This is a genomic window from Desulfovibrio sp. X2 (assembly GCF_000422205.1).
Classification (GTDB): Bacteria; Desulfobacterota; Desulfovibrionia; order Desulfovibrionales; family Desulfovibrionaceae; genus Alkalidesulfovibrio.
Genome location: NZ_ATHV01000018.1, coordinates 48602 through 73533, shown reverse-complemented (window position 1 = coordinate 73533; position 24932 = coordinate 48602). Strand labels below are relative to the sequence as shown.

The following is a 24932-nucleotide window of genomic DNA, read 5'->3' as shown; positions in this document are numbered from 1 at the left end:
CGCGTTTCCGCTCGAAAAACGGCGAAGGTTTGGGGCGGAGGAGTGATTTTTTTCCGGGGGGCGGGCGCTTTTGCGTGCGGGAAGGCGGGGGGGCGAGCGAGGCGAGAGGAGGTCGCGGATAGCGCGGCTGGGGCGGGGAACAGGGAAAGGGCTGGCGATTTTTCGCCAGCCCTGGGGGCGTGGCCACGGACTTTTGCCGTGCCACGATGTGCAAGGGAGGCTAGGCGGCCATGACCTTCTGCAGGCGGTCAGCCGCGAGGGCGGTGTACTCCTGGGAGAGCTCAATGCCGATGTAGCGGCGCCCGGTAGAAAGGCAGGCTTCTCCCGTGCTGCCGCTGCCCGCGAACGGGTCGAGCACGACACCGCCCGGCTTCGTCGCCTCGAGGAGATCCACGAGCAGGGGCACGGGCTTCTCGGTCAGGTGGATCTTCCGGGCCGCGTTGACGTTGTGCCGGTAGACGCCGGGCAGGCACCGGCGGCTGAAAGTCCCGGGCTTGCCCTTGCTGGCCGTGACGACGAACTCCGCGTCGCGCTTGAAGTCGCCCAGGACGGGACGGGCGCTCGGCTTGTGCCAGACGACCAGGCCCCGCCACATCCAGCCCGCGGCCTGCACGGCATCGGTCATGGCCGGAAGCTGCCGCCAGTCGGTGAAGACCATGAGCCGCGCCCCGGGCACGGCGACGCGCCAGCACTCGGCCAGCCAAAGCGAAGCCCACAGGGTGAAACTCCGCTGGTCGCGGTTGTCGCCGATCATGGCCGGATAGCTGCGCTTGGTCCTGGTCTGCTGGTACTTCTTCGCCGGGTCGGCCTGGCGCGCGCCCATGGTCATGCCGCCGCTCGAGTAGGGCGGGTCGGTGAGGACGGTGTCTACCGAGCAGTCGGGAAGGGTGCGCAGGATGGCGAGGGAATCGCCGTGGTGCAGGGTCGCGCGGTCAGTGTCGAGAATGGGCATGAGATCCTCCAGCAAGAGGCTCGCGGCCTTCCTGTCTGGGGCTCATGGCCCTCACGTGATTGTCCGCCCGGCAGCGCGGGCAGCGAATGTGCAGGGTTATGACCTCGCCGCGCGCCAGGAGCTTGCCGCAGTGGCCGCAGCGGATCTCGCGTTCGTCCGTCATCCCCATTATCCCGTGATGCCGCCGATGTTGTTTCGATGGGCGCCGAGGCTGGCGGCGTGCGAAGAGACGGCCCCGCCCTGGTCGATGACCTCCGTGAGCGGGTGGGTGTGCGTGGCCAAGACCTGCAACGCCGCGCGGATCTCGTCGAGGCAGGCGAGCAGCTCGGCGAAGAGGCTCAGGCCTCCGCCGTTGTCCGACAGGAAGGTGATCGTGCCTGCGGCGCTCAGGAGGATGTTCTCGGCCCGGAGGGTCTTGCTTCCCCCGGCTGTCTCGGTGCTGTCGCCCGAGACGGCGAGGACCTGGTCGGCTCCGATTTCCTCCGAGCGCGCGCCGCCAACATGCGTGGTCTGGCCGCCCTGGACCGTTTCCGTCCGGCTTCCGGCCACGTCTATGGCCCGGTTGCCTTTGACCGTGCTCGCGTGGTCGCCGCCTACAGTCTCCGTGGCCGCGCCCGCCGTGGAGTGGCTGGAATTGCCCCCGGCCGTGAGATGAAGGTCGCCGAGTGTCCCCAGGTCGGCCCGCACCCCGGCCAGCATGGCCAGGACGGTTCCGACCTCGAGCGTGCGCATGCCCTCGACTTCGACGGTCGAGTGCTCGGAGATCCGCCGCACCTCCCGCGCGACCTCGGTCGTGGCCTCCACGGCCTTGACCAGGCGGGTGATGGAATCGTCCGTAATGGCCGCGTCCGTGCTTCTGGTCCAGTTTCCTTCGGCGTCTGCCCGCTGGAACACGGTCGGCGACTGCTGCGCCAGCCACTCCCCGGGCGCGATCTCCGGCAGCGAGACGCCCATGGGGTAGATCTGCCGGATGATGGGATGGTCGGGCCGCCCGTAGGCGAAGCCGACCACGGCCAGCGCGCCTGGCTCGGGGAAGGAGTAGGTGCCGCGCTCCTGCCCTGCTCCGGCAGGAACAGGCAGGGGCACGGCCGTGTAGGTCGGGAAGGCCTCGTCCGGCTCGAGGTCTGGCGTGAGGATCTGGATGTCCACCGCGTAGCGCGGGCGGAATCGCTCGCACGTCGCCCCCTCGCCGGGCTGATCGGCCACGGCCGTGACGCGCGCATAGCGGTCCAGGTGCAGGCCGCCGGAAAGCTCGGGGAAGGCGCGGAGAACCGCGGCCCTTATTGCGTCTTGCACACGACCTCCATTTGGTGGCCCGACATGCGGACCGAGGCGACGCGCTCGCCGTTCAGGAGCACGCCGGGGCGCAGCCCGGGAATGGCGGCGATGCTCCTGGACGTTGCCGTCGCCTTGGCGAAATAGGTCGCCGGAATGGTGACGCCCGCCTTCGCCCAGCGCGAGTCGCCCCAGGAGCCGACGAAGACTTGCCCGTCCCCCTGCGCCTGCCACAGGTAGTCCGTGATGCCGAAGACATCGCCCAGGGTGGCCATGCCGTGGAACCCGGAGCCCAGGCCGTAGAATGCCGGGACCTTGGTCGAGGCGTAGGCCTTGTCCGGCACGATGAAGGAGAGGCCCGTTGCGTCCGCGTAGGCCGCCACCACGTCGCGCAGTGTCGGGTGGCGCAGGGCCAGAGGAATGGATGCGTCGAGCCGGGCCGTGACCTCGCGGCAGAAGAGGCGTTGCTGCGAGGCGTCCACCGGCGTGCACCGCTCCACATCCCCGGAGAAGAAGAGCGTCATGGCGTCGTCGAAGTTCCACCCCAGGGCGAAGGTGACGGGGCCGGAAAGCGCCTGGGTAGCGCGCACCTGAAACACGGCGCGCCCTGGGCGGTCTATGTCCAGGCGGATGTCCTCTGCCGCCAGGGGGACGTCCTCGCCGGACACGAGCAGGCGCTTGATGAGCCTCACTGCTGCGTTTCCTCGAAGTCGCCGATGGCGGCATTCTGCGACTTGAGCCATTTCTCGAAGGGCGAAAGATCCTCAGTGCTCGAGGCGTCTGCCGAGGACGGGGTCACGCTCTGCCCGGCGTTCTGCTGGGTGGTGGTCGGTTTCGGCGTCTCCCTGGCCTCGGCCCGTTCCGGCACGGAAATGTGCTCGGCCAGGGTGAAGGAGACGAGCCAGCAGCGCTTGCCCTCCTGCTCGTCCGCCTTGAAGTCGCCGGAAAAGTAGCCCTGGCGCATTCCCGCCGCGTTGGCCGTGCGGTTGGTGACGGTGTAGACCGTGTTGCTGCCGCCGCTCCTCGCCTCGGCCACGCGGGTGAGGTCGCGCAGGTCGCTTTCGTCGATGAAGCGGATGAAGATCTTGCACTCGAGCTGCTTGCCCTTGGTGCCCTTTCCTGCCTTGGCGGCGGCAGACGTGTCGCCGCTCGCGTCCTCGTCCTTGAACTTGAGGCCGAGGGACACCTGCAGGCCGTAGCCGGGAACGGTGAAGTCGTTGAGACGCAGGAAGCTCACAGGCCCTCCAAAAGGTTCTGCAGCCCGAAGGCCTCCTTGTAATAGGCGACCTGGGCCACTGTGCCGTACCAGCAGACCGCGGCGCAGCATTTGCTCGCGGCGTCCAGGGGCGGCGCGACCGAGGCGAGCAGGCGGGCTATGGGCACCGCGAGCCCCTCCAGGTAGACGCCGAACCAGCAGGGATCGGCCCCGGACATGCCGCGCTCGAGCGCGGCGAGATCCTCCTGGTGTCCGGCCATGGCCGCGGCGCGCTTGGCGGCGAAGGCCGCCAAGCGCGCCGCGGGAGGCGTCTGCGCCGCCGCGCCGCCTTCTGCCATAGCGAGCTGCGCGCCCATGGCGCGCGACGTGGCCAGCCCCGTGGCGCCCTTCTGCGGGGAGGCCTTGCCCCACGCCGGATAGCCTGGGGCCTCAGGTATGGTGAATTTCTGCGTCTCCAGGCCGGAAAGGGCGCGCGCCCTGCGCCCGGCCTGCTGCAATTCCGTGATGGGCATCACGCGGCCGAAGGCGTCGAGGGAGTCGGCCAGCCTGCCGGGCTCCGGCGCCGCGATGAGCAGCAGCACGAGGGCCGTGTCCGTGGTCGGCAGGCCGTTTTTGTCCTGCGCGAGGCTGCCCAGGCTCGTGGCCACGGCGGACACGGCCGCCTGCGGCGTAAGGTAGGCCTGGTCCCCTTTCCGTTGTCCTATCCCGTGCTGGTAGGGGGTGACCGCAATGTAGCGCGCGGAATCCGCGAACATGCCGGAGGTCTTCCCCCGCATGTCGGCAACGGCCTGCCCGCTTTCCGGGTCAGGCTGCGAGTCTGGAAGCCCAAGCCCACCGAGCCCGGCGGAGCCGGAGGCCATGGACGCGCCGATGTCGGCGAGCGGACCTGCCAGGCCCTGGCCGATGGTGGCCACGGCCGGAGGTGGCGTGAAGGAGACCGGCGACCACATGCTACACGCCCCACACCTTGAAGGAGCGCCTGGCACGGGCTTCGGCTGCGTGGCGCAGTCGGTCCTCCGGCCAGTCGGCGCCGGGCTGGTCCGGCTGGCCGTGGATCTCGACGAGACGCTGGTAGTGGATCTCCACCAGGTCCTCGATACTCATGCCGACGCTCACGCACGCCCCCAATGCGAGGCTCCGAACAGGCGCACGGCCAGCCAGTAGGCCCAGGCGCGAACAGGATAGCCGCGCTGAATCATGCAGTCCCGCAGCAGGCGGTCGGCCCAGGCGCGCCACTCGGCCGGGCCGCCCTGGGTGTAGGCGAGGTCGTGCGCGTCGCAGCATCCCTCCCACGGCGGCATGTGGCCGGAGAGCCGGACCCACAGGGCGGTGATCTCCCCCGCCCCGCCGCAGCCGTTGCAGCCGGGGGGCAGCATCACGCGCCCTCCGGCAGGGTGTAGGAAACCACGATGGCCGCGACGGCCGCGCGGGCCTCGTCCTCGTCCGTGATGTCTTCGGTGGCGTCGAGCCGGTCCTGATACGCCAGGCGCTGGCCGATGACGGTTCCGGAGACGACTTCCCAGGCCGCCTTGTTGGCGATGATGCGCTGCGCCAGCTCGACCGGGTCCATGCCTCGATTCGAGGCGATGGCCCGCACCATGGGAGCTGCGGCATCGGGGTCGGCGACCAGGGCATCGGCCTGGGCGGCCTGCTGGTCCCAGGTGGCGATTTCTGTCTCGCAGTACTCCCGCTTGAGGGGAGCGAGGATGGCCTCGGCCTGGTCGCGGATCTCGCTCTGCTTGGCCGCGCGGATCTCGTCGAGGGGAACGAGCGGAGCTTCGTCGCTCCAGTCCTGCGGCAACGCCCCCAGTTCGGTGATGGTGTACGGCTCGCCGTTGATAAAGCCCGCCGCGCCTCGGTGGTCTTCCACCTGCCTCCACGCGTCTCCGGCGGCGTTCAGCACGCTGGCATACCCGGCCTGCGGAGCGGGCGGGGCCATGGTGGACGCAGCGGACGGCAGGGCGACCCACGGCGCGGGCGGCGTCCACTCCTCGGAGCGCATATACTCTCTGGTCTTGGAATCAATGATGTAGATCAGCATGAAGACCTCCTAGACGTAGATGAGGTACATCGTCGCGCAGTTGCGGGGGCGGGTCTCCGACCCTCCGGTCGCGCTGGAATCGACAAAGATGCCGTAAGAGCCAGAGACATTGCCGCCCGCCGCGCTGCCACCTGCCGCCGGTACGCGGACAGAGTGGGTATGCGATTTCAGATCATCCGCCTGGGCGCTACCGAGCACTCGGCCGGAGTCCACGCCTCGCCCGTGATCCCATCCGCGCGGGAATTGGCCTCGCCTGTCCTGCAGCCGGATGTATCCGCCAGCCGGGTCGCGAGTGCCTCCCGATGTGCAGCGGTACCAGGCCGGACACGTGGAGTTGGCCTCCTGGCCGGGCCATTTCCGCAGAAGGCGCGGAAACATGTTCAGGTCCACAACATCGCCGTTGAGTTCGAGGCCGAGGGGCAGGCCGTCGGAGAGTGTGGGAATCGCCTCCGCCTCCCACTCGACGATGGAGCCGCCGAGCATGTCACGCATGCTCTTGGTCGTGTCCATGGCTGCCAGCGCGGCCGCAAGCTGTTCCTGTGTCACCGCCCCGACCTGTTCGGCAGAGAGCGCGATGGTCTTCGGTCGGAGGTCAGTCACCGTGCCGTCTTCGGCCACGGAGGCCACCTGGACGCAGGAGTGCGGGGTGTTGAAGGGCGCGTCCTCGGTGTAGTCGGGCACGTCCGCGCCGGGCGCGACGAAGACGGGCGTGGCCGTGGCCACGACGTCGGAGCCCTGGGGCTCCATGCACACGTCCAGCCAGACGTCGCAGGGAAGCTGCGGGGGCACCACGGGCAGCAGGGCGGGCAGGGCCGCGCGGATGCCCTCCACATAGCCGTGCCCGGCCTGGAAGCTGTAGTTGCCCGCGTCGTTCACCAGCAGCCAGCCGTCGTCGGGGAACGCGGCGCGCCCGTAAATATCCCTGTTGGAGAGGCGTTCGCGCTCGTCGATCCCCTTGAGGCGCACGGTGAAGTCGATCTGCCAGGTGGCGGCCTCGACGGTGATGCCGGTGAGGTCGGCAGCTCCGGAGAACTGGAGCATGAAGTTTCGGCTGAGGTTGTTGCCCGCCTGCCCGGTCGCCTGGTCCGTGCGCCGTTTCGAGAGGGTCGGTAGCCAGGCCGCGGCCACGAGGGTGTCGTGCTCGCTGCAATAGAGCCCCTGCCAGTTGAAGTCGAAGTCGCCCACGTCGGAGCCGAGCAGGGCGGAGTAGACCACCATGTTCGGGCTCACGAAGGCCTTGAACTCCGGCGGGATGTCGTAGCTGAAGACGACGTCCGCCTGCGGCAGCGGCTGGGAGCGGTCGACGGCCTGCGTGGGGTCCAGTCCCTGGACGTCGGCGAAGATGATCTTGTCGATGACGAGCGGGGTGCCCTCGGCTTGCAGGCGCGCTATGAGCGCCTCCCCGGCATAGGTGATGCTGCTGCTCATGCGCGAGCCTCCACGGTGCTGTACTGGTTGTCGAAGGTCCCGAGCCGCGCGCGTACCGCCAGGGGCGGCACGGACGCGCAGACCGTCGAGTGGTCGAGGTCGAACGTCCCGTGCCCGCAGGTAGCGGTCGCGGTGATTCGGGAGACGAGGTGGTAGCGGCGGCAGGTACGGCCGTAGTCCTTGACGATGATCTCGACCAGGCCCTGGCAGGCGGCCAGGCGCTCGTCGTCGAGCACGATGCCGATGATGTCCCAATCCTGCCCGGCGATGCGCTCCTGGAGCTCCACGTCGCCGACCTCGAGCCGCTGGAAGATCCGCGCCCAGCCGTTCACGCTCCCGGCGTCGCGGGCGTTGGCGTAGGCATAGGCCACGCGCAGACGGTAGGAGCGCTCGGGCTCGCCCTTGTAGGCGCTTATCCCGCGCTGCCACGCCAGCAGGTCCAGGATGGACGCGGAGCAGGAGAGCGGGTCGAGCTGCTTGGCGGGCAGGGCCGCAGCCTCGCCGAGCCTGGCGAACCACTCCTTTGCGGCTGCGGCGAGCTTGTCGGCCTCGGCCCCCGCCATCCAGAAGGGCAGAGACGGGGCGTCCAGTTCCGGCGCGTCGCTCATGCCTCGACCCCGAGCGATACGGTCAGGACGTCCAGTTGGGGCAGCTCGAGCAGGGCGACGATGTCCTCGCGGTCGAAGACCACGGAGCGCAGGTCGGGCAGACCGGCGTGCAGCTCCTCGGACAGACGGCTGAAGGAGAAGCGGGAGTACGGGAGAACCTTGGTCACGGTGTAGTCCGTGTTCTCGCGGAATGCACAGCGCACGCGGTTCTCGACCTCCAGCCGCAGAGCCTCCGCGCGCTCCTGGCTCGCGGAAATCACGGGGTAGACCGTGACCCCGAGCGTCACCGGCAGGGGCGCAATGGGCATGCAGAGCATGTCGTCGCCATGGCCGTGGTTTCCGGAATCGCGGATGAAGTCGTTGATGGAGTCGATGAGCGCCTGGGGCGGGATGCCGCTCTCCACCATGACATGGCAGTTGGCCGTGCCGGGGCCGCGCGGGCCGTCCTTCTCGAAGAAGAGGTAGTCGATGCGCAGGGGGAAATTCTCGACGATGAGCGCCTTGTAGGCGGCGTCCTGGTGGTACTGCCCCACGGCCGCGAACTGGTTCCGGCACCGCAGGCGCAAGGCCTCGTCGTCCTCCTCGTCCGTCCCGGCCTGGGTCAGCCAGTCGGCGGAGTTGGCCACGGTCGTGACGCCGGGCACCGGCTTGGGGAGGATGGAGTAGTAGCCCGGCCCAAGGTTGTAGGCCGTTCCCGGCTTCTCCGCCTGCACGGCCACGTCCAGGCTCGTCTGGCCTTCGGGAATAACGGCCTCCGCCGTCGTCAGCACCCTGTAGGTCATCCCGGCCAGGTCCGGGGATTCAACCGCCGTGGCCGCCGGAATGACCAGCTCGCCCACAGCAGAAGCCCGGGTGAACGTCACGGTGCCCTCGGCCGAAGTTGCCGCCTTGCGCGTCACGTCCACGCCCCAGGCGTAGATGTCGAGCCACGTCCCCGAGGCGTAGCGCAGGAAGACGTTGGGCAGGGCGTGCTGCACGAGCAGGGAGACCAGCCACTGCGCCGGAGCCGTGACGATGGCGGAAATGAGTCGCCAGAACGGGGACCAGGCGCTGTTGTTGGTGATCTGGCTGCCCTGGGCGGTGTTGATCGCGTCCCAGGCCTGCTGCATTTCGTCCTGTGTCACCGGCATGCCCGCCTCGCGGAGCATCCCGGTGAAAAGCTCGTTGGCGCTCGTGTCGGCCATCACGCCTCCAGTTGCAGCCCTATGCTGCCGTATTTCACCGTTTGCGCGGTGAGCCAGTATTCGCCGGGCGAAGATTCCTCGACGCGCGTCGTGCCGGGCACGATGCGCTCGTCGTCGTCAACGGCGATGGTGATCTTGACGATGTTGGTCGCTCGCTTGCGGGCGTCGCGGTTGGCGATGATCTCCACCAGCAGGCCGGATTCCCGGATCATGTGCGAGATGTCCTGGGCGATGGAGGCGCGGCCGTCGAGCATGGTGGGGTTGCCCCCCGCGTCCAGGGTCAGGTCGTCGTCGGTGATGCGCAGGTCGATGTAGTCGGCCATTATCCGGCTCCCAGGGCGGCCCACTCGTCCAGCTCGGCCGGAGTCATGGGGGTCTGGCTGTTTATGTGCACCTGCCCGATGGTGGTCTGCTTCGCGCTGTTGCGGTTCACGGTGTTGGCGTAGGACCGCATGAGCCCTCCGGCGGGTACGGCCGCCGTGCGCGGTGCCTCGAGCATGGGGGAAGACGACTGCTGAGCGGGGGCTTCGACCGCGGCGGCAACGGTGCTCGTGGTCTTCGTGATGCTGGCGTTGACCGCGGCGTCCGCGCCGAACTTCGATTTCAGCCAGTCCCAGGCGCCCCCCAGGGCCTTGATGGGTGCGAGCAGGGCCTCGATGGTGGCCATGATGGCCTGTCCCCACGACGTGTCCAGGAACGCCGCCTTCAGGTCGTCCCACCAGTAGATGAGCGCCCCCACGGCCGCGATCAGGGCGATGATGCCGACCACGACCCAGGTCGTAGGGTTGGCCCACAGGGCTCCGTTGAGCAGCCACTGCGCCGCAGTCTGCATGCCCGTGACCTTCGTCAGGAAGCCGATGGCCGCGCCCACGATGCGCAGCGGGCCGCCTATGCCGAGCAGGGCCAGCTTGCTCACGGCCGTGGCCGCGGCGAGCACGCCCATGGCGGCGGCCAGGGACATGGCGGCGATGGCGCCGTAGCCTATCCACCTGGCCACGTTGGGCGCTATGTTTATCCAGCGGTTGAGGGTCTTCAGCACGTCGAGGAATTTGCGGCCGACCATGGCCAGGGGCGGCAGCAGCTTCTGCCCGAAGGACGCGGACACGGTGGAAAGCGCCCCCCCGAGCTGCGCCCATATGTCGGTCATGCGCGCGGCCATCTGCCGGGCCTTGTTCATGCCCTGGACCTGTCCGAGGGCGTCTATGGACGATGCCAGTCCGCCCGTGTCGGCCATGAGCTGCTTGATGAGCGAAACGGCCTCGTCGGAGCCGAAGGCCTTCTTGAGCACGTCGCCCTCGGCGACGCTGAACGTGTCGCCGAACCTGGCCTTGAGCTTGCCCAGGATCTCGACCATGCCGAGCATGTTGCCCTGGCTGTCCGTGAACTGCATGCCGAGGGTCTTCTGCGCGTTACCCACGCCAGCGAGGAACGCCTTGTACTTGGTGCCCGCCTCGCTGCCGCTCATGGTGCTCTGCAGCGTGCCCAGGACGGCCATCTGTTCCGACGCCGCGATGCCCGCGGACGTGGCGTTCGCCCCCACGGCCGTGAAGGCCGCGCTCAGCTCCGTGCCCGTGGTCTTGAACATCTGCACGGCCGTGGCGGTCTGCCCGGCGAGCTGCTCAACCCAGGTGGCCTTGCCCATGCGCTCGGCCTGGTTCTTGAAAATGCCGTACATGGTGCCCATGTAGGAGGTGATCGTGCCCACGTCGGCCTTGGTGGCCTTGGCCAGGGTGCCGCCGGCCGCCGTGAACGTGGCCAGCTCCTTGCCGGAGAGGCCGGAAATGGCGGACTGGATGTCGTAGGAGGAGCTGACCACCTGCGCGGCCGTGCCGCCGTACTCCATGGCGAAATTCTCGGCGGCGGACTGGAGGTCGGCCAGGGCCTCCTTGCCCACGTCCAGGCTGCCCACCTCTCCCAGGGCGCGGTTCAGGTCTATGGCCGGGCTCACCATCCCCTCGATGGACGAGCCCAGGCCCTTCGCCCCCAGCCAGCCGGTGCCGATCTTGAGCATCTGGTTGTGCACCGTGTTCGCCATGCCGGAGAGGGATTTGCGCAGGGCGCCTACTTTTTTCGACGCCTCGTCGCGCATCCCGATGGCAAATTCGAGCCGTTCGAGCCTGCTGGCCATGTCCTATCCCCTGAACGCCTTGGCGATGCCGTTGGCCACGGCGACCGCCATCTTCTCCCAGTGGTCCTTTTCCAGGAACAGCGCCTCTGCCATGCTTTCGGAGTCCACCGCGCGGGACGGGAACCACCTGCGAGAGAGCGCCGCGTATTGCCCCACGGCGCTTTCCCCGATGGCTGCCGCCCGCGCCTCTATTCCCCCAGCTCGATCTCGAGGTCGGGGGTGAACTCCTCGAGCAGCTTGGCCGCGATCTGCACGCCAGCGCCGGGCAGCTCCAGGATGGCCTTGATGTCATCACGGCTTTCGGCGCAGACCGTGCGCATGAGGAAGTTGCGCGCCGGGCCGGTCTTGTTGGTCGGCTGGAGGGCGTTCAGATAGGCGTCGTAGGTCGGCGTATCCACGTCGAAGGCGACGTCTTTGCCGTTGATCTTCAGGGTGATTCGCTTCTTCATCGTCCTTCTCCTTGAGGTTTCGGGGCTACGGTCTGCGCGCCCCGCCGAAAATGACCGCGCACAGGTCAGCGATGCGGCCCTGCATGGCGTCCAGGATGCTGCCGCCCGAGTAGGCGGAGACGCTCGCGCAGGCGACCTTGACCGTCTCGGGTATTCCCGTGAGGTCCTGCAGCAGCATGTGCGTCACGACGCCGGAGAACAGGGCCACGAGGCAGGAGCAGGCCCATACCCACATGGACCGTTCCCGGCACTTCGCCGCGCGGGCCATGCCGCCGAGCACGGAAAGCATGATGGTCAGCCACATGCTGCCCACCCATTCACGCGCGCTTTCAATCATCTGCCTGTCCCCATGTCCTTCTTCTCCTGCGTGCCGTCGCCGTCCGCCCAGGACCGGAGCGCGGCCTTGTCAGCGTTGCAGGCGTCCAGGGCGGCGGCGAGGTCCAGGGCGTATTCGACCAGGTCGGCGTTCGTCCTACCGGTCCAGCGGGGCCGCGCCGTCTCGCGGAGCAGCTCCGGCGGCGGCGTCAGGCGCTCCACCACCGGCACCGTCACCACCGTCTGCCTGCCGGAGCACGCGGCGCACAGCAGCAGGCACAGGCTCAAGAGCCCAAGGGCGAGTCTCCGGGTCATTGCGGGTAGCCTCCTTCAAGGACGTCTGTTCGCTGCGCCGCCGCGTCGAGATCCGCGCGACCTGTTCGTCGCGCTTGGCGATGGCCGCGTCGCGCGCCGCGACTTCGGCATGCAGCGCGGCGATGGCCGCGTCCTTGGTCTTGCCCGCGGCCTTGAGCACGGCGACGTCCACTTCCGCCGCCGTCAGGTCCGCCCGCAGGCCCTTGATGGTGTGGCCCTGCCACCAGCAGGCGGCGGCCAGGGCGAGGATGATGAGGCCTGTCCCCGCCAGCCCCCAGGTGGTGAGGTTGCCCATTACGCCAGCCCCAGGGCCATGTCGGAGGCCTTGTCGTAGGTGGCGTCGGAGTAGTGGGCGTCCCAGCCGCTGCCGCATTCGTGGGCCACGATGGCCCGCATGAGCTGCGGCAGGTTGGCGGCCACGTCGACGGGCTCGTCCGGGGAGACGCCCATGCGTTCGGCCACGTGGGCGATGTATCCGGCCGTGTCGTTCTCGCAGGCGGGCGCGTAGCGGGTCAGGATGCCGCGCACGGTGTTGAGGCCGTAGTCGCGCTCGTACCGGAGCAGGATCTTGCCCAGGGCGCGCAGGCCGTCCTCCGGCGTGTCGAACGTCTCGAAGGCGGTATCCTCGCCCTCGACCTCGCCGCGCCAGTCGGCGGCGCTCTTGCGGATGTTCCCGGGGTTGTTGTTGCGGATGCCGCGCGGGGTGTTCATGCGTCTTCCTCATGCTTCGTCTGGCAGTTGATGCACAGGCGCACGCCGGGCACGGCCTCGCGCCTGGCAAGGGGGATTTTCCCGCCGCACTCCTCGCAGGTCTCGCGGCTCGGGCCGCTGGGGCGCGCGGCGCGCATCCTGGCCAGGGATTCTTCCCGGTGGATGTATTCGCGCTCCCCGGCGATGTCGGCGGCGTCCATGGGCTACTCGCTCCCGGTCAGGCTGCTCGAGCTGCTGCTCGTATTGTCGAGCAGGCCCGCGATGTCGGCGGAGGAGAGGTAGGGAACGCCGTTGATGTGGACGAAGTCCGGGGACGTCACCATGAATTTGACCTTGGAGACGTGCTTCTCCCCGCCCTTCTTGTCGATGTCGAGGAGCGATTCGACCTTCAGCTTGCAGCCGAAGGCCTCGACCTTCAGCTCTTCGCTGGCCCCGGTCTTGGCGTAGAAGAGGATGTCGAACTCCGGGAGCTGGCGGAAGCTGCCCGCGGCCTTGGCCGCGTCGGAAAGCAGGCCGATGCCGAGGGCGTCAAGCTCCAGCTCGCCGTCGGCCTTGACGTCGCCGTCCACCCAGCCGTTGGGCACGCCGTTGTCCTGCGCCACCTCGGTGGAATCCTCGATGGTCAGGCTGCATTTGTTCACATGGACGGCGAGGTCGCCGACCTGGACGTCGAAGTTTTTTCCGGAAATGCGCTGCATGGTTCACCTACCCGTAGTTCGTAAGATCGAGGAGAATGTTGCAGGTAATGGTCTTGGGGCAGTTGTAGGGCCTGACCGCGATGTAGATCTCCACCTGGTATTTGGTGGGCCAGGAGATGACGATGTCGCCGTCCTTGGGCGGCTCCACCTCGCCGGGGAAGATCTCGCCGAGGATCTTGCGGCTCTTGGACATCTCGCGCAGGGGCCGCATGAAGTAGGTCTGCGCGGCGGCCGTGCTGGCCGGGGTGTTGTTGATGCGGCGGTCGGCCACCCTGGCCACGGCCAGGGGGTAGATGCGGCGCATGACCTTCTGCACGGTGCGCAGGTTCTCGATGACCTCGAAGTCGCCGCCGGGCACGTCGAGCACGTTGCCGTCGCCCCAGTACATACCGGGGTAGTCCGGGTACCACTGCGGCACGGAGAAGCGGGCCTTGTCCAGGGCGTCGAGCACGGACATGTCCAGGACGCGGCCGGAGGAATCGACCGGGCGCGTGGTCCACTCGCCCACCAGGGCGCCGGTGGCCACGCGCATGGGCGAATCGGCCACGGTCACGGAGCTGTTGGCCAGGCGTCCGGCGTAGGTGCCGATCTCCGGCCCCCACACCGTGGCCACGGGGCTGACCTGGTCGGCGGCCACGTTCAGGGTCAGGGGCCGCACGGCGTCCAGGAACTGCTCCCAGGTCTCCGTGGGCAGCGGTGCGCGGCTCCGGGCGATGAAGAACAGCGGGCGCATGTAGCGGGCCATGATGCTTTCGGCCTTGGCCTGCATGTCCTCGATCTCCTCGACCGCGGTCACGGGGTCCACGATGACGACGGCTTCCACCGAGGTGCGCTCCATGGCGAAGTCCACGGCATCGGCCCAGGCGGCTCCCTCGGCCAGGGGGATGACGCAGCCGTTCCAGTTCTGCCCGGCGTTGAGGCGCGCGGCCGAGATGTTGGCTTTCAGGTCCGAGTCGTCGGCGCCGAGGACGCCGTCCAGGTCCGTCTCGCTGTTCATGGTCACGAGCGCGCCCTCGTTCACCCCGGCCCCGCGCCCGATGAACAGGAAGTAGCCCTCGACCGCGGGCAGAGCCCCCTGGACGAGGTTCAAATTGTTGATCTGTACCTTTCCGAGCATGTGGGTCTCTCCTACCTGGGCACGCTGCCCAGCACGGTTTTAGCGAGGCGCTCGCACATCTTGTCGGCCTCTGCCGAGGTGACGCCGAGGAAGGTTCTGGCCGGAACGGTGTCGCGCCAGGACTGCTTTCCCTGCGCCTTCTGGGTGCGCATGAGTCGCAGGACGATACCGGCATGGCCGAGGGTGAAATGCTTCTCCAGCCAGGTGACGGTGACGCGCTTGGGGCGTCTGCCGCCGCCCTTCATGGGCACCATGAGGCGGTAGCCCTCTCGGACGAGGGCCTGGGCCTGCCTGCGGGTGCACGGCTTGTCGTAGTTGGGGCGGCCGTAGACCTTCTCCGCCTTCTCCGGGGTCCAGTCCTCGCCCACGCCACGCTGGTGGCGGAAGGCGATCTTCGCGGTGAACCCCGACTTCCAGGTCACGAGGGCGCCGCCAGCCTCGGAGCGGGAGACGACTTCCATGCCCTTCGCCAATCCTGCCAGCATGGCGCGGTCGGCCCGCGCCTGCTTGCGCGGGGAGAAGGGGCCTCCATCCACCGTCTCCTGGCGGCGGATGTTGCGGCGCGCTTGGGTGCGCACGTAGCCCGCGAGTCTGCGGGCGTACTTCATGCGGTCGCGGATCTCGCCGCCGAGGGCTGCGAGCTGCTCGTCCAGGCGGGCGGAGCGGGAGGAATCCCACCAGTCGGTGAGCATCGGCGCGTCAGCCACGGTGCCCCTCCATGCCCGCCAGGGAATCGGCCGCCGTGATGTCAGGCTCGGCGACGCGCCAGCGTTTGCCGTTGAAGGCGATGGGGCCGGGTCCGGCCTCGTCGGCCACGACCGAAATGAACTCCTCGAACTCGCAGGCCAGCTCGAAGTCGCAGGTCAGGTTGTCGTTGAGCTCGACGTCGACTTCCGGGTCGAGCAGGCCCTCCCGGTCGGCGTCGTTGTCCTCGAGCCAGCCGAGGATAATGGCCAGGAGCGCCGGGCCGTCCCCGGCGTAGCGCTCGATCTGGATAACGGCGTCGTACTTCCAGACGCCGATTTCGATCTGTTCGATGGTGCCGTCAGGCCCCCCGAACCCGAGGTGACGGCCGGAGGGGGAAAGGTTGCCCTTGTCCGCGTAGGCGTGGATCTGCTCGCGCTTGATCCCGGTGGCAGCCTCCAGGTGGGCGACAAGGGCGGCTATCTTGCGCATCAGACCAGCTCCACGGCGATGCGCCCGTTGCCGAGCAGGTCGGCGATGGCGTCGTGCGCCCAGGCCAGATACCTGTCCGCCGTCTCGGGCGCTTCCTTGGCCTCGTTCCTGGCCGCCTCGCGGCGGTCCATGGTGGCGAACTGGCCGAGCAGCAGGGCCTTGGCATGGCAGTACACGGCGCGCTTCCAGACCAGGACCGCACCGCCGGAGAGTCCGGCATAGGGGATGTCGGCCAGCGCGGCCATGCCCTCGGCCTCGCGCTCCGCGCGCCAGGACGCGAGCTGCCTTGCAGCCCACATCATGGCCAGGGTCAGGTGGTCGATGACGAGGGCTTCCGCGAACTCCGCTGGCAGGCGGTAGACGCTCTGAAATTCAGCGACGGCAAGGTCGGGATACCAGCCGTCTCCGGTGATGGTGGCCGTGGAGGCCGTGTCTGGCAGGGCGTTGAAGCTCATGCGTCCCCCGGATTGGGGGCTGCCCGTGGCCTTCGGTCATCCGCGCCCCGCGCGGTGCCTCGGCCCGGGCAGCCCCGGCCGGTACGAGGAGGTTCTATCCGTTCGCCTCGTCCGCCTTGTCGGCCCCGGAATCCTCCGGAGCCGACGCGGCGGGTGCGGGCGTGGTGGTGTCGGTACGGGACAGGCGCTTGCGCACGCCCTCCAGGGCCGTCTTGACCTTGGCCCCGAGGTCCATGGCTCGTTCCAGGGCGCCGGACGCGGCCTGGAGGTCGCCGTCCTTCTCGGCCTGGAGGCCGATCAGGCGGTAGAACCCGGCCTTGACCTGGTCGGGAACGTCCCAGGCGGAGGCGTCGTCGCCCTCCATGTCCGCGAGGATCTGGCCCAGGTAGGGCGAGAAGGTCCGCGCGGCGTTGTATTCGCCCTCGGCCCAGGCCAGCGTCTGGCTGGCCACGAAGAGCGGCAGCGAGGACTTGAACTTCTCGGGCAGGCCCTGGCCGTGCGCCATGCACCACGAGGCGACCTGCAGGGCCTCCTCGATCCGCCCGGCGTCGAAGCACCAGACGAGGTACCAGCCGAGCAGCTCGTGCGGCTTGCCGTCCGCCATGAGGCGGGCGACGTAGTCGCGGTACTTGGGCAGGAGCACGTCGCGCTTGAGGTCGGCCTTGCGTTCCACAGAGGCCAGGCCGTGCAACTGGTCCAGGTCCTCGCGAAGCGAGGCCGTGACCATGGCCGCGAGCTTGCTGCCGCCCATGAGGCCCTGGGGCATGGTGCCGAGCACCCGCGCCCCCGGGGCGATGGCCTGCCCGGCGGGCGCGGCGGCAGCGGCGGCCACCTTCTGCTGGTGTTTGCGCATCAAGCTCATGGCTTACTCCCAGCCGCCCGCGCCGTCGGGCAGGCGGACGTTGGCGAACTCGAGGGCGACCATCTTCTCCGGAGTCTCGACCACGTAGCCCTCGTTGCGGCAGTTGTAGTCCTCGACCTGGTCCTTCTTCGGGTTGTCCACGACCTGGCGGCGCCAGGAGCCGGACTGCTGGTAGATGGAGAGGTTGTCGTAGGAGGTGACGACGATGCCGCGAGCGGGGAAGTTGCTGGGCGTCTCCCAGGGCAGGCCGCCGAAGGTGGTCATGCCCGCGGCCACGAGGGCCTTCTCCGTGGGCTTGTCGCCGATGGCGGCGTACAGGGCGGACTTTTCCTTGGCGATCAGGTCGCTTCCGATGAGGGCGACCAGGCCCTGGCGCATGTACTGCGGGATGCCCTGCTGCAGGTCGAGCACGGCCACGTCCAGGTTGGCCCAGTCGCCGGTCGCGCCGATGCGGATCTCGCCGGGGGTCGCGCCCTCGGACAGGACGTTCCCGGACAGGTTGTCGCGCAGGTACTGCAGCCAGCCCTTGTTCACGTCCTGCAGGAGCGGGTAGGTGGCGGGGTCGGTGTCGGCGGAGGCCGAGGTGCCGTACCAGCCGATCAGCTCCATGTCGCTGCCCATGCGCTGCTGCACGTAGCGGGCGTAGCGCTCCATGAAGTCAGCGAACTTCGCCCAGGCGTCCATGAGGCGATAGGGCATGGCCACGTCGGCGTTGGTCTGGAGCAGCTCGTAGCCGTAGCTGCCGAGCCCCACGACGTTGCGCGGGGTGCGCTCCTTTCCGGCCTGGGTGGTGTCGGTGCGGCCGGTGACGGGCGCGTTGGCGTAGCCCAGGATGTTCTGGCCCTTCAGCTCGTCCACCTGAATGACGTTGATCTTGGGCAGGAAGGTGGCCTGCTCGACGATCTTGTCCGTAAGGCGCTGGGCGACGGTCGGGTCGATGGAGAACTGCTGCTCCACCGAGGCCACGCCGTAGGTGGAGGCCAGGCGGCCGAGCAGGGCCGCGAAGAGTTTGCGGGTGTCGAGTCTCATGTGTCTGCGCTCCTAGTAGAGGGGGTCCTGCTCGCCGGACGGGCCGGAGCTGGCGGGGGCGGTCGTGCCCGGGCGGGCGGCCTCGAAGCGCTTGGAGATCTCGTCGAGCTGGGTGCCCAGCTTGGACAGACCGGCCTCGATGGCCGCGAACTTCTCGCCGTCGGCCGCGGTGCCGGGTTCGGTCTTCGCTTCGCTCCCGGCGCCGGGTGTGGCCTCGGTTCCGGCCTCGTCGGAGGCGGGCTTGGCGGCCAGGGATTCGACCTTGCCCGCGATCTCCTTGACGGAGGCGGCCAGGGTATCGACCTGGGCCGTCAGTGCATCGAACTGTTTCTGGTCCATGGTCTCCGTGTCCTCTTTGGTGGTTGTGAAGCGCTCCATGAAGCGCGTGAACCAGCTCGGGGCCTCGCCGTCCTCCTCCGGAGAGGGGAAGGAGAATTCGACGCCGGGCAGGAAGACGCTGTCGGAGGCGTTCTTGCGGGTGGAAAACTTGATCTCGTCCGTGCCGAGGCTGGCAGGCGAGTCCGTGACGCCCAGGCCCACGAGGTAGGCCTTGCCGGTCCCGGCGAAATTGGGGGCCACCTCCATGCTGGTGAAGAGCTGCTGCCCGAACCTGTTGTTCAGCATGTAGGAGGCGTTGGGGGCCAGACGCGCATACAGGGAGACGACCCCGTCCTTCTCGTCAGACCGCAGCTCAACCACCTTCCCGTAGTTCTGGATGCGGATGTGCTCCGGCCAGATCAGGGCGGTGTACGTGTCCTGCTTGTAGGTTTCGGCCGCGTCGCGCAGCCACTGCGGGGCGATGTCCCGGCCGTCGATGGCCTTGCCGGACTGGCCGATCTTCACGAAATCGGTGACGAGGGCGGGCTTGTTCATGGACGGCATGTAGGCACATCCGGCAAGCCGCGCGCAAGAAAGCGCTGTCCGATTCAATGGATATCGGATTCGCAGAGCGGGAGGGGCAGGCTGGGCCGTGCTATGGCGGCGGCATGGAGAGCTGCGAGAACCAGGGCTCGGCGCGCGCGCGCCAGTACCCGGAGGAGATCAGGACGGCGGCCCGGGGCCTGTACCTGCGGCGCTACACCGTGGCCGAGATCTCCGACGCCCTGAACGTGCCCCGGCGCACGGTCTACCATTGGGCCGCGTCCGGCGAGTGGGACGCCATGCTGACCCACGAGTCGGCCGAGGATGCCGTGGCGCGCCGCCTGGCCCTGCTGGTCGAGCGCGAGCCGAAGACGGCGCAGGACCTGAAGGAGCTGGACCTCCTGGTCGGCTCCCTGGAGCGCATGCAGGCCCTGCGGGCGCGGGAGCTGACCCTGGCGCGCAAGGAGCCGTCCGGGGGAGAGGCCGGGGCGCATCCGGACGGCGAGGCGCGGTCGAGGGGAGAGCAAAGCGGCGACGGGCCGCGCAAGCAGCGCGCCAAGAAGATCAAGAACGACGTCTCCCGCATCACCCCGGCCATGTTCCAGGAGAAGTTCCACACCCGCTTCTTCGACTTCCAGCGCGGCTGGCGCGTGGCCAAGGCGCAGCGCAATCGCTTCATCTTGAAAAGCAGGCAGATCGGCGCCACGTGGTACTTCTCCCAGGAGTCTTTCGAGGACGCCTGCCTCGCTGGCGACAACCAGATCTTCCTCTCCGCCACGCGCGCGCAGTCCCGGGTTTTCCGGAACTACATCGTGCAGCTCGTGGGCGAGGCCTTCGACATCACGCTCACGGGCGACCCGCTCGTGCTGCACACGGCGAACGGCCCGGCCGAGCTGCATTTCCTGTCCAACAACTCGAAGAGCGCGCAGTCCTACCACGGCCACGTCTACATCGACGAGGCCTTCTGGATCATGCGCTTTCGGGAGCTGTTCAAGGTGGCCACGGGCATGGCCGCGCACAAGAAATGGCGGCGCACGCTCTTCTCCACGCCATCGGCCGTGACGCACGAGGCCTACGCTCTCTGGTCCGGGGCCGACTACCAGAAGCGCTTCGCCCGGCCCAAGCCATGGCCGGACGCGGCGGCGCACCGCCAGGGCGTCCTCTGTCCGGACACCTGGTGGCGGCAGATCGTGACCCTGGCCGACGCGGAGAAGGGCGGCTGCGACCTCTTCGACGCGAAGCAGCTCCGGCTCGAGTACACGCCCGAGGAGTTCCGCCAGCTCTTCGGCTGCGAGTTCATCGACGACACCATGGCCGTCTTCTCCCTGCCCCTGCTCGAAGGCTGCATGGCCGATCCCGCGGACTGGGACGACGTCCGACCGGGCGACGCCCACCCCGTGGGCAACCGGCCGGTCTGGGGCGGCTACGACCCGAGCCGCACGCGCGACGACGCGAGCTTCACTGTGGCCCTGCCGCCGCTCAAGTCCGGCGGTAAGGTTCGCGTGATCGAACGCCACAAGTGGGTGGGCAAGTCCTACCTCTGGCAGACTGAGCGCATCCGCGAGCTGTGCGCCAAGTACCGCTTCGCGCACCTCGGGATCGACACCACCGGGCCGGGCATAGGCGTCTACGAGCAGGTCAAGACTTTCTGCCCGCTGGCCATGCCCATCGTCTACTCGGTGCAGACCAAGGCGGCTCTTGTCCTCAAGGCGCTGGAGGTCATGGAACAGGGCCGTCTGGAGTGGGACGCGGCCGAGACGGGGATAGCCCACGCCTTCATGTGCGTGCGCAGAGTGGTAACGGGCAACGGACAGGTCACCTACGCCGCGAACCGCACGGCCGAGACAGGCCATGCGGACGAGGCCTGGAGCATCATGCACGCCCTGGCCGCCGAGCCGCTCGCCCGCATGACCGGGACGAGCGGCTGCACGGTGGCCATAGGCGGATAGAACCCGGAGGGGAAATGAGCACGATTCATGCCTTCACGTTCGGCGACCCTGAGCCGGTCCTGGCCGGGCAGATCATGGACAATCTCGGCGTCTGGCTGCTGGACAACGGGCGCTACTACCAGACGCCGGTGCCCCTGCGCGGCCTGGCGCGCCTGCTGCGCGCCAACGCCTACCACGGCCCGATCCTGGAGTTCAAAGTCAACATGGTCATGCGCGGCTTTCAGACCTCGCCCGCGCTCACTCGCCGCGCCATGCACGCGGCGGTCACGGACTACGCCGTGTTCGCCAACGCCTACTTCCAGAAGGTGCACAACTTCTACGGCGAGGTCATCGGCCTGCGGCACCTTCCGGCCATCAACATGCGCCGCATGTCCGAGGCCGACCGCTACTGCCTGCTTTCGAGCACCGGCCAGGTCGTGCCCTTCGAGCCCGGCGAGGTGGTCCACCTGAAGAACTACGACGTGTCCCAGGAGGTCTACGGCCTGCCAGCCTACCTGGGCGCGGTCCAGTCCATGCTGCTGAACGAGGACGCTACGCTGTTCAGGCGGCGCTACTACCTGAACGGCGCGCACATGGGCTACATCTTCTACGCCTCTGCCGCGGGCCTTGCGCAGGAAGACAGCGACCGCATCAGGACCGCCATCCAGGGGGCCAAGGGCATCGGCAACTTCCGGAACATGTACCTGCACATCCCGAACGGCCGGGAGAAGGACGTGCAGATCCTGCCCGTGGGCGACTTCTCGACGAAGGACGACCTGGAGAAGATCAAGAACATCAGCCGCGACGACATCATCGCGGCCCACCGCATCCCCCCGGCCATGGCCAGCATCATCCCCACCAACACGGCCGGATTCGGCGACATCACCAAGACGGACGCGATCTACGCCAAGAACGAGGTCCAGCCCGTGCGCGAGATCCTGCTCGAGGTGAACGACCACCTGCCGCCCGGGTTCCGGGTCGGCTTCGCCCAGGAGGACGCCGCGCAGGCTGGAAACTGACCGCACCCTGGTTGACGCCAGGTGCGGGAACCCCGATTGTGTTTTTTCAGGAGGGAGGACACCATGCGGATCATCTGTGACCGGTGCAAGAGCAAGGCAATCATCACCACCACGCGCGAGCTGACGCCGCAGTTCCGCAAGCTCTACTGCGCCTGCACGAACCCGGAATGCGGCCACACCTTCGTAGTGAACGTCGAGTTCAGCCACACCCTTTCGCCCTCGGCGCTGGACCTGCCCGATACCGTGCGCCAAGCGCTCCGGTCCTGCTCCACCCCCACGCAGGCCCGGCAGGTGCTGGCCGGGTAGACCGGCGGCGAGGGAACGAAGAAGGCCCCCGGACAGGTTGATCTGTCCGGGGGCCTTTTCCTTGCGCTCTAATCCCTTTGAGATTACTTCGCTTTTTCGTCTATTGATCGGAATATCGTACCACGAGGATACTGGCGTTCCTCTTGCGCGACGATCTCGTCCATGGTGCGTGGTTTAGGGATGTGTTCACCTTTGGCGCGCATTTCAGCAAGACACGCTGAAAGCGCCTTTTGCGCCTTTTGCTCGGCCTCCCCGAGGCTCTTGGCAAGCACGCTGCCGCACTTTTCGAGATCGGGAAAGATGACCCTGTACGTTCCCTTTTCAGGACTTTCCCGATGGTCGCCTACAGGGACAAAGGCTGCGCCATAGCTGAGAAGTTCCATACTCTTTCTCCCGCGTTGAGTTGGCTTACCACTTCCCCACCACTCTATCTGCTTGTGCTGCGCCAGCGCGCCGGATCAGTGGGCCGCAGGCGGGCAGTCCTTGGCGTCTTCCGAGGCCAGATCCTTGATGTAGTGGCGGGCCGCGTTGGCGAGGAAGCCGGATCTGGTCAGGCCCTCCGCCTTGGCGAAGCGGTCTATCCGGTACAGGACGTGCGGCGCCATGGAGACGTTGAAGCGCACAGGCGGCACGTCGAGCGGCGGCACGGGCACGGCCTGGAAGATGGTCCCGGGAGCGAGCGGCTCCCCGTCCTCTTCCGCCTCGGCCCTGGCCTTGGCCATGGCCTCCTCGAACCCGGAGGGCTCGGGGATGATGTCGTTGTCCTCGCGCATGACGTCGAGGAACCCTTCCAGGGCCTCCTGCGCCATGGCGAAGGCCTCGGTGAAGGTGTCTCCCTGGGTGATGCAGCCGGGCAGGTCGGGGAAGGTCACGGTGAAGGCTCCCGCCTTCTCTTCCGCCGGGTGGAATGCTGCGATGTAGTGCATGTCGCCCTCTCTTTTCTATTCTTTTCGCGCGTCCGGGGGGGGAAGCCGCCTAGCGCAGCTTCACCCCGGACTGCTTCTCGATGCTCTTGACGTTCTTGATCCAGAGGTCTTTGACCGGGTGCTGAACAGTGACCTTGCCGGGCTTCGTCGGGTGCTTGAAGTACCAGTGGTCGCCGCGCGTGCCGCAGTGGAACCAACCGTCCTCTTCGAGCTTCCGTATGACCGTCTTGCTATCCACATTTCCTCCGTTCGCCGTGAGAAAACAACTACACATTAAATGTGTAGGCGTCAAGTTGCATGTGTATTTTTTGTGTAGAAATAGAAACTCCCCCGGCTGCCCCTATCGCAGCCGGGGGAGCGGCAGGGCTAGAGGCGGGCCTTGGCGGTTTCCCGCGCCTCCATGGCTTCGCCGCATTTGCGGATGTCTGCCCCGAGCAGGCCGAGCACGAGGCCTATTCCCTCATGCTCTTCCGGCAGGAGCTTCGCCACGGCCTCCAAGGCCTCTGCATCCAGGTAGAGCCTCACGATAGGATCAGCTTCCATGATGTGTTCCCTCCCGTGTGAGCGCGGCCCGCATGCGCTCCACGTCGCCCGCCAGCCAGGAGAGCTGGCGCCGGAGATTGTCCAGCTCCTCGATTCGCGCGGCAGGAGCACAGCCCCGCGCCTGAATCTCCGCGAGATCCTGGTACAGATTGCGCTCCGCCGTGCCTATCTCGGCAATCAGCTCGACGAGGTCGTCTGAGAGGCGCTCGAGGCCGGAGACGACGGCGACGGCGTCCTTGTACGTGGGGTCCGTGTGTTCTGGGCTCATACGTCCGCCTCCTCCGTTTGCGATTCAGGACGCGCGTCGTCGGTATCGGATGATAGGTTCATCAGGGGGCAGGGTCCAGGCGCGAGGTAGAAGACCCAGCACTTGAGGGCCTTGCCCGTGTGCGCGCTGTACATGGCCTTGTTGCTCTCCACCAGCTTGCGCGGGGTGCTGGCGCGCAGCAGGCGCCGCAGCTCGGGCGCGTCGAAGACGTAGAGCCCGCGCGCCTGCGAGGCGCGCAGGAACTGCGGCAGGTTCACGGCCATGAGCGCGGGGGAGCGGGAGTGGTTGAGCCAGCCGGGCTTCTGCCCCTCCGGCCCTCCCTCGGCGTTCAACAGGTCGAATTGCTGCCAGAAGGCCGTGACCAGGGCCGGTTCCTCCTCCTCTCCCTTGGTGAAGGCCTCGTACTGCCGCACGGCCTTGAGGCCGACAGAGCGCCCCTTGCGCAGCAGGTCCGCGTTCCTGGCGAGCACGTAGCGCGCAGCGTCCAGGACGGCCCCTGCTGGCGGCTCCTCCCGCGTGAGGCCGAACTGCGCATAAATCTGCGTGAGCAGCGCCTGGCGCGGCAGCTCCGCGAGCATGGCCCATGTGGCCACCAGCTCGTGCAGATCCTCCAGGCTGGCCGAGGCCGGGCCGGAACCGGCCTGATAGCTGCCCGTCTTGCGCAGCTCGGGAAGGACTTCCGCCGTCACCCACTTCCGGAAGCGCCGCGCCTCCGGCTTCCGGGAACGGAAGACCAGGGAGTAGAGGCCGGACTCGGAGATGATGAGCATGTTGGGATTACCGCGATTTCCATCAGCAATGCTGATGGTATTTTTCTCGTCGTCTTCCAGGTCGCTGACAGCCTGCGAAGGGTTGCCGAGATCAAGGACGTTGCACACGTCCTTGGCCACGAACCACGGGTTGCCCGCGTCGTCCGTGCGCACCCGGACCAGGGAATCGTCGAAGGCAAAGGGGGTCAGGCTGCTTGTCATTGCGCGCCACCTTGGGAGGCCGTAGCCGCTCCCGTCGTGAGGCGCAATAGGTGGGCGGGGAGGGGCGCGCGCGGCGCGGCCGGGGCCAGCCTGGACCGGCGTCCGCCGAACACGGCGAGCACGCGGCGGGTCTTGAAATCGACCCGGATGA

Annotated in this window: 37 protein-coding genes; 3 read left to right on the top strand and 34 right to left on the bottom strand. The window is 67.9% G+C overall.

Going from position 1 to position 24932, the window contains the following annotated elements; all coding sequences use genetic code 11:
• Positions 1-220: 220 nt before the first annotated feature.
• From DSX2_RS06620 to DSX2_RS06490, 28 genes are all read right to left on the bottom strand, one after another.
• Positions 221-952 (bottom strand): site-specific DNA-methyltransferase, encoded by a 732-nt coding sequence (locus tag DSX2_RS06620; RefSeq protein ID WP_020880394.1) that lies wholly within the window; start codon positions 950-952, stop codon positions 221-223.
• Entirely contained in the window at positions 933-1115 is a 183-nt protein-coding gene (locus tag DSX2_RS18010; protein ID WP_084486508.1) for a Com family DNA-binding transcriptional regulator, read from the bottom strand. Before DSX2_RS18010 ends, DSX2_RS06620 begins: the two co-directional genes overlap by 20 nt.
• Before the next feature lie 5 nt (positions 1116-1120).
• On the bottom strand, positions 1121-2248 hold the full coding sequence (locus tag DSX2_RS06615) for a hypothetical protein (protein ID WP_020880393.1): 1128 nt from the start codon (positions 2246-2248) through the stop codon (positions 1121-1123).
• Positions 2233-2919 carry a hypothetical protein gene (locus tag DSX2_RS06610; protein ID WP_020880392.1) on the bottom strand — a complete coding sequence of 229 codons (687 nt, stop codon included), beginning with the start codon at positions 2917-2919 and terminating at the stop codon, positions 2233-2235. Before DSX2_RS06610 ends, DSX2_RS06615 begins: the two co-directional genes overlap by 16 nt.
• Positions 2916-3464 carry a hypothetical protein gene (locus DSX2_RS06605; protein ID WP_020880391.1) on the bottom strand — a complete coding sequence of 183 codons (549 nt, stop codon included), beginning with the start codon at positions 3462-3464 and terminating at the stop codon, positions 2916-2918. Before DSX2_RS06605 ends, DSX2_RS06610 begins: the two co-directional genes overlap by 4 nt.
• The gene (locus DSX2_RS06600; RefSeq protein WP_020880390.1) at positions 3461-4393 is read right to left on the bottom strand and encodes a hypothetical protein; all 933 of its coding nucleotides are present in this window, start codon (positions 4391-4393) and stop codon (positions 3461-3463) included. Before DSX2_RS06600 ends, DSX2_RS06605 begins: the two co-directional genes overlap by 4 nt.
• Position 4394: 1 nt before the next feature.
• Complete coding sequence (locus DSX2_RS18570; RefSeq protein WP_172640012.1) at positions 4395-4547, bottom strand: hypothetical protein; 153 nt, start codon at positions 4545-4547, stop codon at positions 4395-4397.
• A gap of 8 nt (positions 4548-4555) precedes the next feature.
• On the bottom strand, positions 4556-4822 hold the full coding sequence (locus DSX2_RS06595) for a hypothetical protein (protein ID WP_152512864.1): 267 nt from the start codon (positions 4820-4822) through the stop codon (positions 4556-4558).
• Positions 4819-5484 (bottom strand): hypothetical protein, encoded by a 666-nt coding sequence (locus DSX2_RS17515; RefSeq protein WP_020880387.1) that lies wholly within the window; start codon positions 5482-5484, stop codon positions 4819-4821. The genes DSX2_RS06595 and DSX2_RS17515 overlap by 4 nt, the downstream gene beginning before the upstream one ends.
• 9 nt (positions 5485-5493) lie before the next feature.
• Positions 5494-6912 (bottom strand): phage tail protein, encoded by a 1419-nt coding sequence (locus DSX2_RS17510; protein WP_020880386.1) that lies wholly within the window; start codon positions 6910-6912, stop codon positions 5494-5496.
• The gene (locus tag DSX2_RS06575) at positions 6909-7520 is read right to left on the bottom strand and encodes a phage tail protein (RefSeq protein ID WP_020880385.1); all 612 of its coding nucleotides are present in this window, start codon (positions 7518-7520) and stop codon (positions 6909-6911) included. The genes DSX2_RS17510 and DSX2_RS06575 overlap by 4 nt, the downstream gene beginning before the upstream one ends.
• Positions 7517-8704: a baseplate J/gp47 family protein gene (locus DSX2_RS06570; protein WP_020880384.1), complete on the bottom strand. Its 1188-nt coding sequence runs from the start codon at positions 8702-8704 to the stop codon at positions 7517-7519. Before DSX2_RS06570 ends, DSX2_RS06575 begins: the two co-directional genes overlap by 4 nt.
• Positions 8704-9027: a DUF2590 family protein gene (locus DSX2_RS06565; RefSeq protein ID WP_020880383.1), complete on the bottom strand. Its 324-nt coding sequence runs from the start codon at positions 9025-9027 to the stop codon at positions 8704-8706. The genes DSX2_RS06570 and DSX2_RS06565 overlap by 1 nt, the downstream gene beginning before the upstream one ends.
• On the bottom strand, positions 9027-10832 hold the full coding sequence (locus DSX2_RS06560; protein WP_020880382.1) for a phage tail tape measure protein: 1806 nt from the start codon (positions 10830-10832) through the stop codon (positions 9027-9029). The genes DSX2_RS06565 and DSX2_RS06560 overlap by 1 nt, the downstream gene beginning before the upstream one ends.
• Before the next feature lie 188 nt (positions 10833-11020).
• Positions 11021-11281, bottom strand: a complete 261-nt coding sequence (locus DSX2_RS06550; RefSeq protein ID WP_020880380.1) for a putative phage tail assembly chaperone — start codon at positions 11279-11281, stop codon at positions 11021-11023.
• 25 nt (positions 11282-11306) lie between these two features.
• A complete protein-coding gene (locus DSX2_RS06545; protein WP_020880379.1) occupies positions 11307-11618 on the bottom strand; it encodes a phage holin family protein in 312 nt (103 codons plus the stop codon).
• Positions 11615-11866 carry a hypothetical protein gene (locus tag DSX2_RS18795; RefSeq protein ID WP_236615091.1) on the bottom strand — a complete coding sequence of 84 codons (252 nt, stop codon included), beginning with the start codon at positions 11864-11866 and terminating at the stop codon, positions 11615-11617. The genes DSX2_RS06545 and DSX2_RS18795 overlap by 4 nt, the downstream gene beginning before the upstream one ends.
• Complete coding sequence (locus DSX2_RS18005) at positions 11754-12206, bottom strand: hypothetical protein (protein ID WP_201764405.1); 453 nt, start codon at positions 12204-12206, stop codon at positions 11754-11756. Before DSX2_RS18005 ends, DSX2_RS18795 begins: the two co-directional genes overlap by 113 nt.
• Entirely contained in the window at positions 12206-12622 is a 417-nt protein-coding gene (locus DSX2_RS06535) for a hypothetical protein (RefSeq protein ID WP_020880377.1), read from the bottom strand. Before DSX2_RS06535 ends, DSX2_RS18005 begins: the two co-directional genes overlap by 1 nt.
• Complete coding sequence (locus DSX2_RS06530) at positions 12619-12822, bottom strand: TraR/DksA C4-type zinc finger protein (protein WP_020880376.1); 204 nt, start codon at positions 12820-12822, stop codon at positions 12619-12621. Before DSX2_RS06530 ends, DSX2_RS06535 begins: the two co-directional genes overlap by 4 nt.
• 3 nt (positions 12823-12825) lie before the next feature.
• The gene (locus DSX2_RS06525) at positions 12826-13320 is read right to left on the bottom strand and encodes a phage protein (RefSeq protein WP_020880375.1); all 495 of its coding nucleotides are present in this window, start codon (positions 13318-13320) and stop codon (positions 12826-12828) included.
• Between the two features lie 7 nt (positions 13321-13327).
• Positions 13328-14437 carry a DUF2586 domain-containing protein gene (locus DSX2_RS06520; RefSeq protein ID WP_020880374.1) on the bottom strand — a complete coding sequence of 370 codons (1110 nt, stop codon included), beginning with the start codon at positions 14435-14437 and terminating at the stop codon, positions 13328-13330.
• A gap of 11 nt (positions 14438-14448) precedes the next feature.
• Positions 14449-15144, bottom strand: a complete 696-nt coding sequence (locus tag DSX2_RS06515; protein ID WP_020880373.1) for a phage virion morphogenesis protein — start codon at positions 15142-15144, stop codon at positions 14449-14451.
• Positions 15137-15613 (bottom strand): phage tail protein, encoded by a 477-nt coding sequence (locus DSX2_RS06510; protein WP_020880372.1) that lies wholly within the window; start codon positions 15611-15613, stop codon positions 15137-15139. The genes DSX2_RS06515 and DSX2_RS06510 overlap by 8 nt, the downstream gene beginning before the upstream one ends.
• Entirely contained in the window at positions 15613-16068 is a 456-nt protein-coding gene (locus tag DSX2_RS06505) for a head completion/stabilization protein (protein ID WP_020880371.1), read from the bottom strand. The genes DSX2_RS06510 and DSX2_RS06505 overlap by 1 nt, the downstream gene beginning before the upstream one ends.
• Positions 16069-16162: 94 nt before the next feature.
• Positions 16163-16930 carry a phage terminase small subunit gene (gene gpM, locus DSX2_RS06500; protein WP_020880370.1) on the bottom strand — a complete coding sequence of 256 codons (768 nt, stop codon included), beginning with the start codon at positions 16928-16930 and terminating at the stop codon, positions 16163-16165.
• A 3-nt stretch (positions 16931-16933) separates the two neighbouring features.
• A complete protein-coding gene (locus DSX2_RS06495; RefSeq protein WP_020880369.1) occupies positions 16934-17959 on the bottom strand; it encodes a phage major capsid protein, P2 family in 1026 nt (341 codons plus the stop codon).
• Between the two features lie 12 nt (positions 17960-17971).
• Positions 17972-18841 (bottom strand): GPO family capsid scaffolding protein, encoded by an 870-nt coding sequence (locus tag DSX2_RS06490; protein ID WP_020880368.1) that lies wholly within the window; start codon positions 18839-18841, stop codon positions 17972-17974.
• A gap of 104 nt (positions 18842-18945) precedes the next feature.
• On the opposite strand from DSX2_RS06490, the gene DSX2_RS06485 reads away from it, so the two are divergent.
• The 3 genes from DSX2_RS06485 to DSX2_RS06475 all read left to right on the top strand — a co-directional run bounded on the left by DSX2_RS06485 (position 18946) and on the right by DSX2_RS06475 (position 22073).
• A complete protein-coding gene (locus DSX2_RS06485) occupies positions 18946-20769 on the top strand; it encodes a terminase family protein (RefSeq protein WP_052014707.1) in 1824 nt (607 codons plus the stop codon).
• 14 nt (positions 20770-20783) lie between these two features.
• Positions 20784-21767 carry a phage portal protein gene (locus tag DSX2_RS06480; RefSeq protein WP_020880366.1) on the top strand — a complete coding sequence of 328 codons (984 nt, stop codon included), beginning with the start codon at positions 20784-20786 and terminating at the stop codon, positions 21765-21767.
• Positions 21768-21830: 63 nt separating this feature from the next.
• Positions 21831-22073 carry an ogr/Delta-like zinc finger family protein gene (locus DSX2_RS06475; RefSeq protein WP_020880365.1) on the top strand — a complete coding sequence of 81 codons (243 nt, stop codon included), beginning with the start codon at positions 21831-21833 and terminating at the stop codon, positions 22071-22073.
• An 83-nt stretch (positions 22074-22156) separates the two neighbouring features.
• Here the strand turns inward: DSX2_RS06475 and DSX2_RS18000 are convergent, their stop codons facing one another.
• From DSX2_RS18000 to DSX2_RS17505, 6 genes are all read right to left on the bottom strand, one after another.
• Positions 22157-22456: a type II toxin-antitoxin system HicB family antitoxin gene (locus DSX2_RS18000; RefSeq protein WP_084486506.1), complete on the bottom strand. Its 300-nt coding sequence runs from the start codon at positions 22454-22456 to the stop codon at positions 22157-22159.
• Positions 22457-22531: 75 nt separating this feature from the next.
• On the bottom strand, positions 22532-22999 hold the full coding sequence (locus DSX2_RS06470; RefSeq protein ID WP_020880364.1) for a type II toxin-antitoxin system HicB family antitoxin: 468 nt from the start codon (positions 22997-22999) through the stop codon (positions 22532-22534).
• A gap of 49 nt (positions 23000-23048) precedes the next feature.
• Positions 23049-23237 (bottom strand): type II toxin-antitoxin system HicA family toxin, encoded by a 189-nt coding sequence (locus tag DSX2_RS06465; RefSeq protein WP_020880363.1) that lies wholly within the window; start codon positions 23235-23237, stop codon positions 23049-23051.
• Positions 23238-23365: 128 nt separating this feature from the next.
• Entirely contained in the window at positions 23366-23542 is a 177-nt protein-coding gene (locus DSX2_RS18565) for a hypothetical protein (RefSeq protein WP_020880362.1), read from the bottom strand.
• On the bottom strand, positions 23532-23810 hold the full coding sequence (locus DSX2_RS06460; RefSeq protein WP_020880361.1) for a hypothetical protein: 279 nt from the start codon (positions 23808-23810) through the stop codon (positions 23532-23534). Before DSX2_RS06460 ends, DSX2_RS18565 begins: the two co-directional genes overlap by 11 nt.
• Positions 23807-24781 carry a Bro-N domain-containing protein gene (locus DSX2_RS17505; RefSeq protein WP_020880360.1) on the bottom strand — a complete coding sequence of 325 codons (975 nt, stop codon included), beginning with the start codon at positions 24779-24781 and terminating at the stop codon, positions 23807-23809. The genes DSX2_RS06460 and DSX2_RS17505 overlap by 4 nt, the downstream gene beginning before the upstream one ends.
• Positions 24782-24932: the final 151 nt, after the last annotated feature.